17 protein-coding genes and 1 pseudogene are annotated in these 17904 nt (G+C 61.5%); 10 read left to right on the top strand and 8 right to left on the bottom strand.

The window, feature by feature from the left end; all coding sequences use genetic code 11:
• Positions 1–3 precede the first annotated feature (3 nt).
• The 3 genes from fahA (at position 4) to CAF80_RS04425 (ending at position 3516) form a co-directional block, all read left to right on the top strand.
• A complete protein-coding gene (fahA, locus tag CAF80_RS04435) occupies positions 4–1308 on the top strand; it encodes a fumarylacetoacetase (protein ID WP_085666888.1) in 1305 nt (434 codons plus the stop codon).
• Positions 1309–1320: 12 nt separating this feature from the next.
• The gene (maiA, locus tag CAF80_RS04430; RefSeq protein WP_085666887.1) at positions 1321–1959 is read left to right on the top strand and encodes a maleylacetoacetate isomerase; all 639 of its coding nucleotides are present in this window, start codon (positions 1321–1323) and stop codon (positions 1957–1959) included.
• Between the two features lie 159 nt (positions 1960–2118).
• Positions 2119–3516, top strand: a complete 1398-nt coding sequence (locus CAF80_RS04425) for an aromatic acid/H+ symport family MFS transporter (RefSeq protein ID WP_085666886.1) — start codon at positions 2119–2121, stop codon at positions 3514–3516.
• Here CAF80_RS04425 and CAF80_RS04420 read toward each other — a convergent pair.
• Positions 3440–4243 carry a SirB1 family protein gene (locus CAF80_RS04420; protein ID WP_085666885.1) on the bottom strand — a complete coding sequence of 268 codons (804 nt, stop codon included), beginning with the start codon at positions 4241–4243 and terminating at the stop codon, positions 3440–3442. The genes CAF80_RS04425 and CAF80_RS04420 overlap by 77 nt on opposite strands.
• 184 nt (positions 4244–4427) lie before the next feature.
• Here CAF80_RS04420 and CAF80_RS04415 point away from each other — a divergent pair, with 184 nt between their 5' ends.
• Positions 4428–5447, top strand: coding sequence for a Glu/Leu/Phe/Val dehydrogenase dimerization domain-containing protein (locus CAF80_RS04415; protein ID WP_011332519.1), 1020 nt, complete (start codon positions 4428–4430; stop codon positions 5445–5447).
• 155 nt (positions 5448–5602) lie between these two features.
• On the opposite strand, the pseudogene CAF80_RS04410 reads toward CAF80_RS04415, so the two are convergent.
• A pseudogene (locus tag CAF80_RS04410) lies at positions 5603–5860 on the bottom strand (YebG family protein); the annotation flags it as partial.
• Between the two features lie 293 nt (positions 5861–6153).
• Here CAF80_RS04410 and CAF80_RS04405 point away from each other — a divergent pair.
• Positions 6154–6654, top strand: coding sequence for a phosphate-starvation-inducible protein PsiE (locus tag CAF80_RS04405; protein ID WP_007957255.1), 501 nt, complete (start codon positions 6154–6156; stop codon positions 6652–6654).
• On the opposite strand, the gene CAF80_RS04400 is transcribed toward CAF80_RS04405, so the two are convergent.
• The 3 genes from CAF80_RS04400 to CAF80_RS04390 form a co-directional block, all read right to left on the bottom strand.
• Positions 6651–6968, bottom strand: coding sequence for a DUF3509 domain-containing protein (locus tag CAF80_RS04400; protein ID WP_064382489.1), 318 nt, complete (start codon positions 6966–6968; stop codon positions 6651–6653). The genes CAF80_RS04405 and CAF80_RS04400 overlap by 4 nt on opposite strands.
• 199 nt (positions 6969–7167) lie before the next feature.
• Complete coding sequence (locus CAF80_RS04395) at positions 7168–8469, bottom strand: HAAAP family serine/threonine permease (RefSeq protein ID WP_085666884.1); 1302 nt, start codon at positions 8467–8469, stop codon at positions 7168–7170.
• A 63-nt stretch (positions 8470–8532) separates the two neighbouring features.
• On the bottom strand, positions 8533–9909 hold the full coding sequence (locus CAF80_RS04390; protein ID WP_085666883.1) for an L-serine ammonia-lyase: 1377 nt from the start codon (positions 9907–9909) through the stop codon (positions 8533–8535).
• A 135-nt stretch (positions 9910–10044) separates the two neighbouring features.
• Here CAF80_RS04390 and CAF80_RS04385 point away from each other — a divergent pair, with 135 nt between their 5' ends.
• Complete coding sequence (locus CAF80_RS04385) at positions 10045–10992, top strand: LysR substrate-binding domain-containing protein (protein WP_011332523.1); 948 nt, start codon at positions 10045–10047, stop codon at positions 10990–10992.
• Between the two features lie 200 nt (positions 10993–11192).
• On the top strand, positions 11193–11600 hold the full coding sequence (locus CAF80_RS04380) for an HPF/RaiA family ribosome-associated protein (RefSeq protein WP_011332524.1): 408 nt from the start codon (positions 11193–11195) through the stop codon (positions 11598–11600).
• Between the two features lie 71 nt (positions 11601–11671).
• Here the strand turns inward: CAF80_RS04380 and fecA are convergent, their stop codons facing one another.
• The 3 genes from fecA to CAF80_RS04365 form a co-directional block, all read right to left on the bottom strand.
• Positions 11672–14005, bottom strand: a complete 2334-nt coding sequence (fecA, locus tag CAF80_RS04375; protein WP_085666882.1) for a TonB-dependent Fe(3+) dicitrate receptor FecA — start codon at positions 14003–14005, stop codon at positions 11672–11674.
• Between the two features lie 90 nt (positions 14006–14095).
• On the bottom strand, positions 14096–15013 hold the full coding sequence (locus tag CAF80_RS04370) for a DUF4880 domain-containing protein (RefSeq protein WP_371916403.1): 918 nt from the start codon (positions 15011–15013) through the stop codon (positions 14096–14098).
• An 8-nt stretch (positions 15014–15021) separates the two neighbouring features.
• Positions 15022–15510 (bottom strand): sigma-70 family RNA polymerase sigma factor, encoded by a 489-nt coding sequence (locus CAF80_RS04365; protein ID WP_085666961.1) that lies wholly within the window; start codon positions 15508–15510, stop codon positions 15022–15024.
• A gap of 175 nt (positions 15511–15685) precedes the next feature.
• Here CAF80_RS04365 and CAF80_RS04360 point away from each other — a divergent pair, with 175 nt between their 5' ends.
• Genes CAF80_RS04360 through CAF80_RS04350 form a run of 3 tightly spaced genes read left to right on the top strand, consistent with a single transcriptional unit; the run spans position 15686 to position 17904 of the window.
• A complete protein-coding gene (locus CAF80_RS04360; RefSeq protein WP_039769401.1) occupies positions 15686–15991 on the top strand; it encodes a DUF3649 domain-containing protein in 306 nt (101 codons plus the stop codon).
• Positions 15988–17577, top strand: a complete 1590-nt coding sequence (locus tag CAF80_RS04355; RefSeq protein WP_085666880.1) for a PepSY domain-containing protein — start codon at positions 15988–15990, stop codon at positions 17575–17577. Before CAF80_RS04360 ends, CAF80_RS04355 begins: the two co-directional genes overlap by 4 nt.
• Positions 17578–17904, top strand: a complete 327-nt coding sequence (locus CAF80_RS04350) for a DUF3325 domain-containing protein (RefSeq protein ID WP_074691728.1) — start codon at positions 17578–17580, stop codon at positions 17902–17904.

The raw sequence follows: 17904 nt of genomic DNA, 5'->3' as shown, positions 1-17904 counted from the left end.
CCCATGACTCAGAATTCCATCACCCGCAGTTGGGTCGCTTCGGCCAACGGCCACACCGAATTCCCGCTGCAGAACCTGCCGCTGGGCGTGTTCAGCACCAATGGCTCGGCACCGCGCGCCGGCGTGGCGATTGGTGAACATATCTTCGATCTGCAAGTGGCGCTGGAGGCCGGTCTGTTCGACGGCGTCGCGCGCAGTGCCGTCGAAGCCATGCGCGGCGGTCAGTTGAACGCGTTCTTCGAACTCGGCCGAGACGCCCGCGTTGCCTTGCGCGAGCGTCTGCTGGAACTGTTCAGCGAAGGCAGCACTCACCGCGGCAACATTGAAGCCCAGGGCGCAAAACTGCTGCCACTGGCCGCCGATTGCCAACTGCACCTGCCGGCGCGCATCAGCGACTACACCGACTTCTACGTCGGCATCGAACACGCGCAGAACGTCGGCAAACTGTTCCGTCCGGACAACCCGTTGCTGCCGAACTACAAACACGTGCCGATCGGCTACCACGGTCGCGCGTCCACCGTGCGCGCTTCCGGTGCCGACGTGCGCCGCCCGAAAGGCCAGACCCTGCCGGCCGGCGCAACCGAGCCGACCTTCGGCCCGTGCGCACGGCTGGACTATGAGCTGGAACTGGGGATCTGGATCGGTCAGGGCAACGAGATGGGCGAGCCGATCGCCATTGGTGACGCCGCCGAGCACATCGCCGGTTTCTGCCTGCTGAACGATTGGTCGGCCCGTGACATCCAGGCCTGGGAATACCAGCCGCTCGGCCCGTTCCTGTCCAAGAGCTTTATCACCAGTGTCTCGCCATGGGTGGTGACCGCCGAAGCGCTGGCGCCATTCCGCACCGCGCAACCGGCGCGTCCGCAAGGCGATCCGCAGCCGCTGCCGTACCTGCTCGACAAACGCGATCAGGAGGGCGGTGCCTTCGACATCGAGTTGGAAGTGCTGCTGCTCACCGAAAAAATGCGCGAGCAGAACCTGCCGGCCCATCGCCTGACCCTGAGCAACACCCGCTACATGTACTGGACTGTCGCGCAAATGGTTGCGCACCACAGCGTCAACGGTTGCCAGTTGCAGGCCGGTGACCTGTTCGGTTCTGGCACCTTGTCCGGCCCTGAAAACGGTCAATTCGGCAGCCTGCTGGAAATCACCGAGGGCGGTAAAAAGCCGATCGAACTGGCGTCCGGTGAAGTGCGCAAATTCCTTGAAGACGGCGACGAAATCATCCTGCGCGCCCGCTGCGCCCGCGAAGGTTTTGCCTCGATCGGCTTCGGCGAATGCCGTGGCACCGTGCTGGCGGCGCGCTGACAGGAGCGGCTCATGGACCTCTACACCTATTACCGTTCCACCTCGTCGTACCGGGTGCGGATCGCGCTGGCACTCAAGGGCCTCGACTATCAGGCGTTGCCGGTCAACCTGATCGCACCGCCCGGTGGCGAGCATCGGCAACCGGCGTACCTGGCGATCAATCCCCAGGGCCGGGTGCCGGCCTTGCGCACTGATGACGACAAGTTGCTGATTCAGTCACCGGCGATCATCGAGTACCTGGAAGAGCGTTATCCACAGGTGCCGTTACTGCCCGAAGACCTCGTTGCCCGTGCACAGGTGCGCGGTGTGGCGTCGGTGATCGGCTGCGACGTACATCCGCTGCACAACGTCAGCGTGCTCAATCGCCTGCGCGGGTTGGGGCATGACGAGCCGCAGGTGACCGAGTGGATCGGCCACTGGATCAGTCAGGGGCTGGCGACGGTCGAGCAGTTGATCGGCGACAGCGGCTTCTGTTTCGGCGAGTGGCCGTGCGTGGCGGACGTGTACCTGATTCCGCAGCTGTACGCGGCCGAGCGATTCAACGTTTCGCTGGAGGCGTATCCACGGATTCGTCGGGTGGCGGCGCTGGCTGCGGAACATCCAGCGTTCATTGTCGCGCATCCGGCGAATCAGCCGGACACGCCGAAATAACTGAGCACACCCACGCTCTGCGTGGGTGTGCTGCCAAGGATGCTCTGTGCCCAGTGTGACGCGGAGCGTCACGGGATGCATTCCCACGCGGAGCGTGGGAACGATCTCTCGATATGCGCTGTGACCAAAAAATCATAAAAACAAAACAGGTACCTTGCGATGCACAACCAGATTGCCAGCTTCCGGGCGGCACTCGACGCCCGTCCTGTGTCCCGCTTTCAGTGGTTGCTCCTGATGCTTCTCGCCTTGCTGCTGGTCACCGACGGCTATGACGCCCAGGTGCTCGGTTACGTGGTGCCGGCGCTGGCGCAGGACTGGGGGCTGGAGAAATCCGCATTCGGCCCGGTGTTCAGTGCCAACCTGCTGGGGCTGACCCTCGGTTCTCTCGCCGTGACGCCGCTGGCCGACCGTTTCGGCGTTCGACGGATTCTGCTCGCCTGCGTGCTGATCTACGCCAGCCTCACCGTGCTGATGGTTTTCGCCGATTCCCTGAATACCCTGATGATCGCGCGCTTCATCTGCGGCATCGGCATGGGCGGTGCGATGCCCAGCGCCATGGCGTTGATGTCGGAATATTCACCGCCACGCCTGCGCACGCTGATGGTGACGCTGGCGGCGTGCGGCTTCTCCTTCGGTGGTGCGGCAGGTGGTTTTGTTGCGGCCGGCTTCATCGACCGGTTTGGCTGGCAGGCGGTATTCCTCGCCGGCGGTGTCACGCCGTTGCTGCTGTTTCCGTTTCTCTGGTGGATGCTGCCGGAATCCTTGCCACGCCTGCTGCGTGACGCGCCGCCCTATGCGCGCCTGCGCAAGGTCACCGCACGGATGCTTCCGGACTGGCAACCGCCCGCTGCATCGGTCGAACAGAACGAGCGCGAGCAGGGCAGCAAACTGACCGTGGTGGAGTTGTTCCGCAACGGTTACGCACGCCCGACCTTGCTGATCTGGGCCACGTTTTTCGTCAGCCTGATCCTGCTGTATTTCATGATCAGCTGGCTGCCGTCGCTGCTGCTGGAAAGTGGCCTGAAGCTCAACGAAGCGAACCTGGTGACGTCGATGTTCCTGTTCGCCGGTACGCTGGGCGCGATCTGCATGGCGTGGTTCGCCGACCGGTTGAAAAGCAAGGTGAGGCTGCTGTCCGGTGTGCTGGCTGGCGCGGCGGTGTGCACGATCCTGCTGGGCCTGAATCACGACAACCCGCGCTATCTGGTGGCCTGTGTGTTTGCGGCGGGCTTCTGCATCATCGGCGGGCAACTGACGCTCAATGCGTTCGCCAGCAATTTCTATCCGGCCCACGTGCGCGCCACCGGCACCGGTTGGGCGCTGGGGGTAGGGCGCTTCGGCTCGATTCTCGGGCCGCTGTTCGGCAGCCTGTTGTTGGCGATGCACATTCCAGTGGAGCAGATTTTCTTTTTCTGCGCGATTCCGGCGGTGATTGCGGCGTTGCTGATCATTCAGGTGCGTTCGCCAGCCACTGCGCTGTTCAGTGGACAACCGCGTTCGGTGGCAGATGCCCCAGCCGTTCCGTCAGGCGAAGTCGCTGAATCGGGTCGTCACTGAGCAATAGCGCGTGCTCCAGATCGAAACGCTCGGCGTTTGGGCAATCGAGGCGCTGGTACAGACTGGCCCGGGCCAGATAGTCGGCGGCGCTGGCATTGCCCAGTTCGAGCACGCGCTCGGCATCGATCAACGCGGCGATGAAGTCGTCGTGGGTCAGGTGCAACTGGCGCAGGTTGCGTGACAGGCGCTGAAGCATCTGCACCGGTTCGGCAGTCAGCAGATGGTCGGCGCTGAGTTTCATCTGGTGGCCGTACTGGCGGTGCAGCAGTTCACGGCAGTCGTTCGGATACAGACGCCGTCCGCCGCAGGGATCGAGCAGGTGATCGGCCCCGGGAACCTTAAGCAGGAAATGTCCGGGGAAGTTCACCCCGACCAGCGGAATCTCCAGGCCATGGGCCAGTTCCAGAGCGATCAGTGCCAGCGCCAGCGGCTGGCCGCGTTTGGTCTGCATGACTTTGTGCACCATTGCGGCCTGTGGGCGCAGCGGTATGAAATCATCTTGCGCGAAGCCCAGATCGGTCATCCGCCGCAACAAAGGTTGCGCCAGTTCGCTGACCGGCAGCAACGGCAAGCCATAGCTGACCCGCTGTTGCAGCTCCTTGAAGTCCTGCAGCAGTGCTTCGGGATCGGCTTGTTTGTCGTGTTCGGCGGCCATCCACAACGCGGCTTCGAACAGCGCGGGCGGTGAACGGTGCAGACATTCGAAAAAACGTTGGCGCGGACTCATCTCAATCTCCGGGGCATGCCTCGTTTTAGCCCCGTCTTTGCCATTCGTCCAGTGCCGGGCCGCTCTGCCATCGGGTTATGCCACAACCCGGTGATCAGTGGCGGCGCTTATTCCGGCGCGCTTCAGCAATTTTCAGGCGCAAGCCTATACTGGCGTCTACCAGAAGTGATTCGGGAGCCTGCCGATGTTCGCTCTCATGCAAAGCACTCGCCTGGAATCGCTGCACCTTAGCGTTGATCCGGTGTCCGGATTGAAGGCGGTCATTGCCATTCATAACAGTCGCCTCGGGCCTGCCCTGGGCGGGTGTCGTTATCTTGCCTACCCGAACGACGAATCCGCAGTCGAGGACGCCATACGCCTGGCCCAGGGCATGAGCTACAAGGCTGCATTGGCCGGACTCGCCCAGGGTGGCGGGGTGGCCGTGATCGTGCGGCCGGCCCATGTGGAAAACCGCGCCGCACTGTTCGAGGCGTTCGGTCGTTGCATCGATCAGCTCGACGGGCGCTACATCACCGCCATCGACAGCGGCACTTCGGTGGCGGACATGGACTGCATTGCCCAGCAGACCCAGCATGTCACCAGCACCACCTCCGCCGGCGACCCGGCGCCGCATGCGGCGATGGGCGTGTTCACCGGAATTCGCGCCACGGCCATGGCGCGGCTGGGCAGCGACAACCTAGAAGGCTTGCGCGTGGCGATCCAGGGGCTGGGCAATGTTGGTTATGCCCTCGCTGAACAGCTGCACGCTGCCGGTGCCGAACTGCTGGTCAGTGACATCGACCACGGCAAGGTGCAACTGGCGATGGAACAGCTCAACGCACACCCGATTGCCAACGACGCATTGCTCAGTACGCCGTGCGACATCCTCGCGCCGTGCGGCCTCGGCGGTGTGCTCAACAGCCACACGGTCACCCAGTTGCGCTGCTCGGCGGTGGCGGGCTCGGCCAACAATCAGCTGACGCACCTGGATGTCGCTGATCAACTGGAACGACGCGGCATCCTGTATGCGCCGGATTACGTGATCAATGCCGGCGGGCTGATCTACGTTTCCCTCAAGCATCGCGGCGAAGAACTGACGACCATCACCGCGCACCTGTCGAAGATCAGTTCGCGCCTGACCGAAGTCTTCGCCCACGCCCAGGCGGAAAAACGTTCACCCGCGCGGGTGGCGGACGAACTGGCGGAAAAGGTGTTGTACCGCTGAGGTTTGTCCGGACATGAAAAAGCCCCTGAGTCTTTCAACTCAGGGGCTATTCAATTCAGAGGCTTCAATTACTTCGCAGCCTTTGCCGCTTTGGCAGGTTTGGCTGGCGCTTCTACCGGTTCAGCCACGTCTGCTGGCTCGGTTGCCACAACCGGTGCCGCCGGTGCGTTGATCAGCTCCGACAGGGCATCAGGCTGGCTCTTGAACGCCCGGGCGAACACATCGCGGTTCTTCGCCATGAAGATCCCGACTTCTTCCACTTGCTGCTCGCTCAACGAAGGAACGGCTTTTTCCAGCACTTCGGCCAACAGTTCGGCCAGTTCGAGCATTTTGTCATGACGGTCAGCTTCGGCTTTATCCATGAACAAGCGCTCCAGATCTCGGCTGCTGCGGTATACCACTTCGACGGCCATTCACCACCTCACATGCCTTCACATTAAGTTGTCTTTGCGACTACTGTATCTATATACAGCGAAAAGGATAAGCGAATCCCTGCGCTTTGGGTAGTGGCTTTTTAATGTAGACCGGATTCGGATTTTGTCAGCCCGACGCCTGCGCACAGGTGCGACCAAACGCCACGGCGCAGGTTTCGCGGCGGCTCGCCATGATGGCGTGGCCTCTTTTCTGCATGCATCTGCGTACGTGCGCAATAACCGTCACGTCCAGCAAGCAACATCCGCTCGAACCGGGCTAAGGAACCTTCATCGTGAAAATCAACTGGGCCGAGAAACTGCGGCAAAACGTGCATCAACTGGCCGAGTCCCTGGGCAACCTGTTCGTCGAGACTTTCCACTACCTGGCGCTGTTCGCCATTGGTGCGGTAACCGCATGGGCGGCGGTGATGGAGTTTCTCGGGATGCTCGAGGAAGGGCACATCAAGATCGATGACATTCTGTTGCTGTTCATCTATCTGGAACTGGGGGCGATGGTCGGGATTTACTTCAAGACCAACCACATGCCGGTGCGCTTCCTGATCTACGTGGCGATCACGGCACTGACGCGCCTGCTGATCTCCAACGTCTCGCACCACAATCCGCCGGACATGGGCATCATCTACCTGTGCGGCGGGATTCTGCTGCTCGCATTCTCGATTCTGGTGGTGCGTTACGCCTCGTCGCAATTCCCTTCGGTGAAGATCGAGAACCCGCACCGCAAGATCGGCACGGGCTCCAGTGAACACCCGGAAGTAGAGAAGGGCGAACTCTAAAGGCCCGCGGCTGGCCGGGGCTGGTGCTTGACCCCGCGCGGTGGCGGGGTGATTGCGTCGCCGCGTGTCATGGCGTCGAGTACCGCCATGGCGCTGTGGCCCTGTTCGATGGCAATGCCGAACTGAATGCTTTGCACCAGGCGTTTGAGGCGCTTGGGGTCATTGCGCTGTTCGGCGCTGATCATCCGTTTGGCGACGATCCGCCCGCTTTTGGAGAGGGTCAGCATGATGCTGCCGTCGAGCCCCTGAATGCTCAGGTTGATCTGATAGTCCGGCGCGAAGGCATCGGTAATGATCTGAAAAGGATTGTCCATGATGCGTCACCGCCTGATTGAACGTGCAGTTGTTGACCGGCCTTGATCGGGTTGGTTCGCCAAACCTGACCATCGGCCTTTCCGTGGTCCTGTCTCCTTCAGCGATGTAGCAAGGGACATGCCGGGAATATTGTCGAACAATGAAACCGGCCAAAAAGAAGGCGAGCCCCTGGCTCGCCTTCTTCGTTTGCGGCCCGTTTCAGGGCAGAACCGAGTAGATGATCGCAGACAGTGCAATCAGGCCGATCAACACCACGAACACGTTGGACGCCTGGCCCGAATACTGGCGCAAGGCCGGCACACGGCGGATGGCGTACATCGGCATCAGGAACAGCAGGCAGGCAATCACCGGCCCACCGAGGGTTTCGATCATGCCGAGGATGCTCGGGTTGAAGGTCGCCACGGCCCAGCAGCTGAGGATCATGAACAGTGCGGTCGCACGGTTCAGCCAGCTCGCCGACATCACCCGGCCACGACTGCGCAGGCTTTTGACGATCATGCCCTGGAAGCCTTCGCTGGCGCCGATGTAATGGCCGAGGAAGGACTTGGTGATCGCCACCAGCGCAATCAACGGCGCGGCGTAGGCGATGACCGGGGTCTGGAAGTGGTTGGCCAGGTACGACAGGATCGAAATGTTCTGCGCCTTGGCCGCTGCCAGGTCTGCCGGCGACAGCGCCAGCACGCAGCTGAAGCAGAAGAACATCACCGTCACCACCATCATGCCGTGAGCCATGGCGAGAATGCCGCTGCTCTTGCGTTCGGCCTGTTCGCCATAGCGCTGTTTCTGCTCAACCGCGAACGCGGAAATGATCGGCGAATGGTTGAACGAGAACACCATCACCGGGATAGCCAGCCACAGGGTCTTGAGGAACACCGACATTTCCATCGGTTCTTGAGCACTGGCGAAGAATGCGCCGTTCCAGTTCGGAATCAGGCTGATGCCGAGCAACAGCAGCGCGGCGACGAACGGATAGACCAGCACGCTCATGGCTTTGACGATCACGCTCTGACCGCAACGGACGATGGCCATCAGACCGAGGATCAGCGCCAGCGACAGCACCGCGCGCGGCGGCGGGGCGATGTGCAATTGATGTTCGAGGAAGCTGCTGAGGGTGTTGGTCAGCGCCACGCTGTACACCAGCAGGATCGGGAAGATCGCGAAGAAATACAGCAGCGTGATCAGCTTGCCGGCGCCGATGCCGAAGTGTTCCTCCACCACTTCGGTGATGTCACCGGAGCGGCCGGACAGCACGAAGCGGGTCAGGCCCCGGTGCGCGAAGAAGGTCATCGGGAACGCCAGCACCGCCAGGATCAGCAACGGCCAGAAGCCGCCGACACCGGCGTTGATCGGCAGGAACAAGGTGCCGGCGCCGATGGCGGTGCCATACAGGCCGAGCATCCAGGTGGTGTCGAATTTGCTCCAGCCCTTGTGGGTGGTTTCGGTATTGCGTGTGCGGTCTACAGCGGGATTTTCGGCAGCAGGTGTGCGTACATCGGTCATCGTTTTTGCCTCGTTATTATTCTTGCTCGGGCTCACGTGTTACGGGCGGTCAGGGAGTGCTCCTCAGCACTCCACCCAGCTCACGGCCAGACCGCCCCGTGAAGTCTCTTTGTATTTGTCATGCATGTCGGCGCCGGTATCGCGCATGGTGCGGATCACCCGGTCGAGAGAAATGAAGTGTTTGCCGTCGCCGCGCAGGGCCATTTGCGTGGCGTTGATCGCCTTCACCGCAGCGATGGCGTTGCGCTCGATGCACGGCACCTGTACGAGCCCGCCAACCGGGTCGCAGGTCAGACCGAGGTTGTGTTCCAGGCCGATTTCGGCGGCGTTTTCCAGTTGCTCCGGGGTGGCGCCGAGCACATCGGCCAGACCTGCAGCGGCCATCGCACAGGCGGAGCCGACTTCACCCTGGCAGCCGACTTCGGCACCGGAAATCGAAGCGTTTTTCTTGCACAGGATGCCGACCGCTGCCGCGCCCAGAAAGAACGCAACCACGTCGTCGTCCGACGCATCCGGATTGAATTTCATGTAGTAGTGCAGGACGGCCGGGATGATCCCGGCGGCACCGTTGGTCGGCGCGGTCACCATGCGCCCGCCGGCGGCGTTCTCTTCGTTGACGGCGAGGGCGAACAGGTTGACCCACTCCATCGCCGACAGGGTCGAACTGATGACGTTCGGCTTGCCGATTTCCAGCAGGCTGCGGTGCAATTTCGCAGCGCGGCGGGGAACATTCAGACCGCCAGGCAGGATGCCTTCGTGACGCAGGCCTTGCTCGACGCATTCGCGCATCACCGACCAGATGTGCAGCAGGCCCTGACGGATCTCGGCGTCGCTGCGCCAGGCCCGTTCGTTGGCCATCATCAGTTCGGACACCCGCAGGTTGTGCTGCTTGCACAGCGCCAGCAGTTCGACGGCGCTGGAGAATTCGTAAGGCAACTCGACGTCGCCGGCCGGCGCGACACCGGATTCGGCTTCGGCCGCTTCGATGATGAAACCGCCGCCGACCGAGTAGTACGTTTGCTCGAACAGTTGGCCGGATGCGCCAAAGGCTGTCAGCGACATGGCGTTGGGGTGGTAGGGCAGGCTCTCGTCCAGCAGCAGGAGATCGTGCTGCCAGTTGAAGGTGATCGAGCGTTTACCGGCCAGAGACAGTTGGCCGGTTTCGCGCAGTTGCTGGATGCGTGGCTCGATGGTCGACGGATCGATGCTGTCCGGCCATTCGCCCATCAAACCCATGACCGTTGCGCGGTCAGTGGCATGGCCGACGCCGGTGGCCGAAAGCGAGCCGTACAAACGGATTTCCACCCGCTGCACATCGTTCAGCAAATGCTGGTCGATCAGGGCTTGAGCGAAGGTCGCGGCGGCGCGCATCGGGCCGACGGTGTGGGAACTGGACGGGCCGATGCCGACTTTGAATAGATCGAAAACACTGATAGCCATGCTAAACCCTTACAAGCAATGGAGTAGGAATCGCTGCCATTTTTTGTAGGACAAGCGCAATGTCGGCGATACTGCCTACCTCGCTTCAACGTGACTAACGAAACTTCCTAAGTAAGCCTTTAGCAGGACTAAACCATGAGTCGTCAATTGCATGCCCAGACTTACGTCTGGCTGCAGGTGTTTTCCTGTGCCGCGCGGCACCTGTCATTCACCCGCTGTGCCGAGGAACTGCACATCACGCCGGGGGCTGTGAGTCAGCAAATCCGACAGCTGGAAGAGCGACTGGGGTTTCGCCTGTTTCATCGCCGTGCGCGGGGCGTGGAGTTGAGCGCGGAAGGGCAGCGACTGGCGATCACGGTCAACGAGGCTTACGGCAGCATTGATGCGGAATTGCGTCGCCTGGATGCGGGGATGATCAGCGGGATTCTGCGGGTGCGCTCGATTCCGTCGTTCCTCAGCAAGTGGCTGACCCCGCGCTTGCCACGCCTGCAACAGCGTTACCCGGACATCCAGCTGCGGCTGGTGGCCGAGGACAGCAGCGTGCCGTTGCATGAAGGGGATTTCGACCTGGCCATCGACCTGAACGACGGCAGTTATCCGGGACTGTTATCCACAGCCTTGCTCGATGAGCAGATTTTCCCGGTGTGCGCACCGGGCCTGCTGCGCGGACGGCCGCCGCTGCACGGGCCGGCGGATCTCGTGCATTTCCCGCTGCTGCACGACATCACCGCCTGGCGCGGCAGCTATGAATACGCGGAGTGGGAGTTTTATCTCAATGCCATCGGTTTCGAGGGCGCGGATGTGCGGCGCGGGCACACGTTCAATCGCAACCACCTGACCATCGAAGCGGCGATTGCCGGCATGGGCGTGGCGATTGCCCGGCGCACGCTGCTCAACGACGAGCTGGAGCGGGGGACATTGATCGTGCCGTTCGGGATTTCGGTGCCCAATCACAAGCGCTATGTATTGCTTTATGCGCCGGGGGCCTTGAGCCATCCGGGCGTACGGGCGGTGCATGACTGGCTGGTGGAAGAGGCGGGGATTTTTCGCAGCCTGCACCCGTTGGGTGATGGCCAATTGTGAGCAGATTTTTCGGAGGGGCGGGGCGACCCAACTCCCGACCTTACCAGCGCTTTACTCGGTTGTCCGGCTTTTTTTGCGAATGAATATTTATCTTTTTTAAGGGGTTGAAATGTTCGTCCGGCGGGCCGATTGTTGTAATCAAGAGGTCACGAAATCCTGTTCCAGGCCTCTTGCGAGCTAGCTGAAATAAGGGATGAACTATGCAAATCCAAGTCAACAGCGACAACCATATTCAAAGCAGCAAACGACTGGAGGAGTGGGTACGAACCACAATTGAGAGCACGCTCGACCGTTATGAGGAAGACCTGACCCGTGTCGAAGTCCATCTGAGCGACGAGAACGGTGACAAACCAGGTCCTCATGATTTGCGCTGCCAACTGGAAGCGCGGCCAAAAGGCCATCAACCGATTTCCGTCACCCACAAAGCCGATTCGCTGGAACAGGCGATCGATGGTGCAGCCGAAAAACTGGAGCACGCGCTGGAGCACCTGTTTGGCAAACTGCGCGGCAAACCGCGAGCCGCTGTGGTGCCATTCACAAGCAAAGCCAATGACAAGCTGTTGGCGGAAGAGTTTGACGAGAACGAACAGGCAGCGATCAACAGTTGATGCGCTGATTTTCCAAGCCACCCAATGAGAAAGGGCCTGCAATTGCAGGCCCTTTCTGTTTTCAGCAGGGGTCAGAACGCAACGGAAGTCTGCACGTATACCGTGCGTGGCTCACCGACATACTTTCCTTTGTTGTTGTCATCGAACGAGCGGGTGAAGTACTGGGTGTTGAAGATGTTCTTCACCCCCACCGCGACGTTCAGGTCCGACAGTTGCGGGCCGAAGTCATAACCGGCGCGGCTGCTGAATAGCATGTAACCGGGGAACTTGCCGGTGCTGCCGTCGGCGCTTTCTTTCGAGGTGTTGGCGTTGTCGGCGAACTGGTCGCTCTGGAAGCTGCTGTCCAGGTTGAGCTTCCACGGGCCTTCGGTGTAACCGACGCCGATCGTGCCTTTGTGTTTCGACGAGAACGGCACACGATTGCCCTTGTTCGGCCCGTCTTCGCGGATGGTCGCGTCGACATAGGCGTAAGTGGCGTACACGTCGAAACCAGCCAGTGCCGGGCTCAAGTCATCCAGCGCGTAATTGACGCTGGTCTCGATGCCCTGATGGCGGGTTTCGCCACGGGCGATCACCGAATCATTGGTCTGGTTGCTTTCGTACTGGTTGTCGAAGTTGATCAGGAACGCGCCGATCTCCGCTCGCAGCGCGCCGTTGTCGTAACGGGTGCCGACTTCCCAGGTGCGGGCCTTCTCCGGTTTCACTTCGCCGCTGCTCACGCGGTTGGGCATCTGGCTGTATTGCACGCTGCCGAATGAACCCTCGGTGTTGGCGTACAGGTTCCAGCTGTCGGTCAGGTGATACAGCACGTTCAACGCCGGCAGTGCGGTGTTGTAGTCGCCCTTGTATTTGACGTTGGTCAGATTGTTGGTCTGTTGCGACTCGATCATCTCGTAGCGCACGCCCGGGGTGATCGTCCACTTGCCGATGTCGATCCGGTCATCGACGAAGAACGCATTGGCTTCGGTGCCGCCGCGAGTGTCGCGGTCATTGCGGCTGTTGGTGGTCGGGTATTCGTTGCTGCTGATCGGCGTGCGATAGCGCAGTTCGTGGCCGGCTTCGTTGATGTAGCGATAGCCGACGCCGACTTCATGGCTGGTGGCGCCGAGGTCGAAGCCTTGGGCGAAGCGGGTTTCCAGACCGCGCACCCAATACTCGCGCGGCGACAGCGACAGGAACGTGCCCTGATCCAGGTAACCGCTGCGCAGGGTCTTGGTGAAGAAGGTATTGGCGGTGAATTCGCGGCGGTCTTCCTGATAGCGATAGCCGACATTGAACATCGTGCGACGGCCCCAGAACTGGTCTTTTGGCCGGGTCGACTGATACGGATCGGCATCGTAATCGGCGACATTCAGGCCGCCGGGCATGTCGGCCTTGCCTTCGTAATACTGGGCCATGGCGGTGAAACTGTTGGCCTCGTCGAGTTGGTATTTGCCCTTGAGGATCAGGTCGTCGATTTCTGTATCGCTGTGCTCACGCCAGTCGCCTCCGCGAGTGCCGGAGTACAGCAACGCGCCGCCCAGACCGTTGGCATTGGTGCCGCCGGCCAGCAGGTTGGCGCTGGTCTTGAAGCCGTCATGGCTGGACGATGGACTGGTTTCAGTCTGGAAACCGCCCTTGACGGTCGGCTCGTCCGGAATCGCCCGGGTCACGAAGTTGACCACGCCGCCGACGTTCTGCGGGCCGTAACGCACGGCGCCGCCACCACGCACCACGTCCACGGCGTCCATGTTGCCCATGCTGATCGGCGCGAACGACAACTGCGGCTGGCCATAAGGGGCGAACGGCACGGGAATGCCGTCCATCAATACGGTCGAGCGTGCGGCCAGGCGCGGGTTGAGGCCGCGAATGCCGAAGTTCAGCGCCATGTCGTGGCTGCCGGTGCCGTTGTTTTCCGGCGCGTTGACGCCGGGAATGCGGTTGAGCACATCGCGGGCCTGGGTCGCACCCTGGCGCTCGAACTCTTCGCGGCGGATCACGTCACGGGCACCGGGATGTTCGAACACGTTGACCTGCGCCGCCTCGCCCAGCCAGTCGCCGACCACTTTCGAGGTGTCCAGCTCCAGGGCGTTGTCGTTCGACGGCTGCAGGCTGAAGGCATTGCCACCCTCGGCGCGGGCTTGCAGGCCGGTGCCTTCGAGCAGCGCGTTCAGACCTTGTTCCGCTGTGTAGTTGCCTTCCAGACCACGGCTTTGCACACCGCTGGTGACTTGCGAGCCGAACGAGATCAGCACGCCGGCTTCACGGCCGAACTGGTTGAGGGCGTTTTCCAGCGTCGACGGGGCGATGTGATAAGCCTTGGTATCGGCGGCTTGCGCAAGGGGCAGGGCGCTGAAGCTCAGGCTGGCGCCGAGAACGAGGTTGCGCAGGGTTCGGGCCAGCGGCGTGAGACGGGTGGGGTGCATGGAGGACGGTCCTGAGAAGGTTGAATCAAGGGGGCTTTCCTTCTCTGTCACGCCAGATCTGAAAAACGGCTCATTTATTTTTACGCTTGATCAAACCTTGGCTTCGACCGTCACCCAATAGCGAGTAAAACGCTTCACTTTCACGGGCAGGCTTATTTCCAGCAGGTCGAGAATCCGCTCGCTGTCGTCCAGTGGATAAGTCCCGGAAATCAGCAGGTCAGCCACTTTCGCATCGCAATGGAGCTGCCCGCGACGGTAGCGACCGAGTTCATCGAGGAAGTCGCCCAGGCGCATGTGCGCGGCCACCAGCATGCCGTCGGCCCAGGCGCCGCTGTTGGCGTCCAACGGTTTGGCGTCACTGATGGAGGTGGTGCTGAAACTCAGTTGTCGGGCGACCGGCAGCAGCATCGGCGCGCGACTTGGCACGTTCAGTTCAACCCGACCTTCAAACAGTGCAACCTGCGTGCGGTCGGCAAACTGCCGTACGTTTATTCGCGCGCCCTGGGTTTTCAGCAGGCCTTGGGCGGTTTGCACTTCGAAGGATTGCGTGGCGGTCAGCAGCATTTCGCCTTCGAGCAGACGGATCAAACCATCGCCCCGTACATCCGCCGCGCTCGCGGTGTTGAGTTGCAACTGGCCGCCGGCGCCGAGCGATATCTTGCGGCGTTGACCAATCGGGCTGCGGTAATCGGCCAGCAGCGATGGCAACGGATTGTGCTCGCGCATGCTCCAGGTGACTGCTGAGCCGGCGCCAAGAATCATCAACAGCTTCAGCGCCTGACGACGGCTGCCGGACTTCGGCGCATTCAGCGCGGCGTGAGCCAGTGGCGATGACAATCCGCGCAACCGCGAATTGACCCGCTGAATGTGCTCCCACGCGCGGCGGTGTTCGCTGTGGGCATCGATCCATTGTTGCCAGGCTTGTTGCTGACGCGGGCTCAATTGGCCCTGCTGCATTTCCAGCAACCAGTGCACCGCCTGTTCGGCGACCTGCGCGGAAAAATCCATCGACGGGTTCACAGGGCGAAGTAGCAGCGCATCGCTGCCTTGTTCAGATGACGTTTGACCGTGGCCACGGAAATGCCCAGTTCGGCGGCGATCTGCGGATAGGTCAGGCCATCGACCTGCGCCAGCAGAAATGCCCGCTTGACGACGCGCGGCAGGCCATCAAGCAACTGATCCATCTCCATCAGGGTTTGCAGGATGATGGCTTTCTCTTCTTCCGAAGGCGCGACCATCTCCGGCATCTGCGCGAGGGTGTCGAGGTAGGCGCGCTCCAGGTCCTGGCGGCGGTAATGGTTGAACAGCACGCGCTTGGCCAGGGTGGTGAGGAATGCGCGCGGTTCGATAATCACTGGCGGCTCGCGGGCGGTCAGCACCCGGATGAAGGTGTCCTGAGCGAGATCGGCGGCGCTGTCCGGGCAGCCGAGTTTGCGCCGCAGCCAGCCGGTGAGCCAGCTGTGATGGGCCTGATAGAGCGATTCGACAGGATGGGCGGACGACAACGGCATCACTCCGGGCGCATGCGGGATGCGTTAGAGAACAAGAATGGTTCGCATTGTAGGGCTGCCAGTGAAGTCCGGCAATCAGACTCTTTTGCGTATGAGAATATTTATCATTAATATTGCTCGCCTGTCGTCCGGCGTGTTGGCCGGGCGTTAACCGTTTCAGGGTCGAAACATGAAAGCCAAACTCGCCACACTTCCCCTGTCCTATCGTCTGGCCGTCACTTCGCGGGTGCTCGCGGCGGTGTTCGGCGGCTATCTGGTCGCGGCATTGGCCAGTGTCACGCTGACGTTGTGGCTGCCGCTGAACCGCGCCGAGGCGGTGGTGACCGGCATGACCGTTTCGTTCCTGGTCTATCTGGTGGCGGTGCTCTGGTGTTTCGCTTGTCGCACGGCGTGGTCGGCGTGGGTCGGTCTGCTGGTGCCGAGTGTGATTCTGGCGACCGTGTCCGGCGCTGCGCGCGGTCTGGGTCTGGCATGAAAGAGGGCTTCCGGCAGGCGATGGCCTGGCTTCACACATGGACCGGGCTGGTTTTCGGCTGGCTGTTGTTCGCGATTTTTCTGACTGGAACCCTGGCCTATTTCAAAGATGAAACCACTCACTGGATGCAGCCGGAAATCCACGCGCATCCATTGGATGCCGAAAAAAGCCTGACGCTGGCCCAGCAGTATCTGCAACAACAAGCCCCCGACGCTTCGCGCTGGATCATTGGCCTGCCCGACGCCCGCGATCCCGGTCTGAGCGTGGGCTGGCAGCAGACGCCCGCCAAACCGGGCGAACGCGGCGCATTCACGCGCAAGACTCTCGACGCGCAAACCGGTGCCGAAGTGCAGCCCCGGGAAAGCATGGGCGGCGAGTTTTTCTACCGATTCCACTTCCAACTGCAAATGCCTTATCCGTGGGGCCGCTGGCTCTCGACCATCGCCGCGATGGTGATGTTCGTCGCGCTGATCACCGGGATCATCACCCACAAGAAAATCTTCAAGGACTTCTTCACCTTCCGCCCGCGCAAGGGCCAGCGTTCGTGGCTCGACGGGCACAACGCGGTGGGTGTGCTGGTGTTGCCTTTTCATCTGATGATCACCTACAGCAGTCTGGTGATCTTCATGTCGATGGTGATGCCGGCGAGCATTCTGGCTTCGTACGGCAACAACGTTCGAGCGTTTTACGACGAGGTTTTTCCCGAATCCAGCATTCCCGAACGGGCCAATCAACCGGCGACACTGGCACCGCTGGCGCCCCTGTTGCTGGCGGCCAGCGAGCAATGGTCGGGTGGACATGTCGGGCGTATCAGCGTGAACAATCCGGGCGATGCCAATGCCTCGGTGGTGATATCCCGCGCGGGCTCCGACCGTGTGGTAAATGTTTCCGGCAGCGCCGTGACCTTCAGCGGGGTCAGCGGAGAAGTCATTGGCACAACGCCCGATCAGCCAATGGCGATGGCGGTTGCCGGCAGTTTCTACGGTTTGCACATGGGCCACTTTGCCGGGCCGGTGTTGCGTTGGCTGTATTTCATCTGCGGTCTGGCGGGCACGGCGATGATCGGCACCGGGCTGGTGATCTGGCTCGGCAAGCGTCAGCTCAAACATACCAAAACCGGTGTGATGCCCTTCGAGTTGCGGCTGGTTGAAGTGCTGAACATTGCCAGCATGGCCGGGCTGGTGGCAGCGGTCGCCGTGTTCTTCTGGGCCAATCGTCTGCTACCGGTGAGTCTGGCCGGGCGTGACGACTGGGAAGTGAACGCGTTCTTCATCACCTGGGGCTTGAGCGTGGTGCACGCCATGTTGCGGCCGGGGCGCAAGGCCTGGGTCGAACAGCTGTCGCTGGGAGCAGCACTGTTTGTCGCAGTGCCGCTTCTTAACGGATTGACCTCCCCGTATCACCTCGGCGTGACAGTGCCCGAAGGCGACTGGGCCCTGGCCGGTTTCGACTTGACGTGTCTAGGTAGCGGCCTTTTCCTCGCCTGGGCCGCCCGGAAAATGCAGCGCGCCGGACACACCGTCAACGTGCAAAAGCCAGCCCGCGAGAAGCCCCGGCCGATCACCCTTGAGCAGGGAGCGAACTGAATGCTGCTGGCGCTGTTGCTCTGTTATTGCGCTTTCACCGCGCTGTGCCTGGCGATGCCTCGGCATCACGAGGAACTGCTGGGCCACAAACCTTCGACTCGCCGTCGGCAAGGTTTGAAACTCGCAGGCTGGCTGTTGCTGGGGCTGTCGCTGTGGGCGGCGGTTGCCATGAAGGGCTGGAGTTTTGGTCTGGTCGACTGGTGCGCGGTGTTGATGCTCAGTGCGCTGACGTTGGTGCTGTTGTTGCCCTATCGCCCACGCCTGGCCTTGACCATGGCCGGACTGAGCCTGCTCGCCAGCCCGGTCGCTGCGTGGGCCTTGAACTGA

Origin of the sequence: Pseudomonas sp. B34(2017), assembly GCF_002112915.1 — a bacterium.
Taxonomy (GTDB): domain Bacteria; phylum Pseudomonadota; class Gammaproteobacteria; order Pseudomonadales; family Pseudomonadaceae; genus Aquipseudomonas; species Aquipseudomonas pharyngis.
Note: the sequence above shows the minus strand (reverse complement) of the source record. Positions and strands in the feature narration are given on the sequence as shown.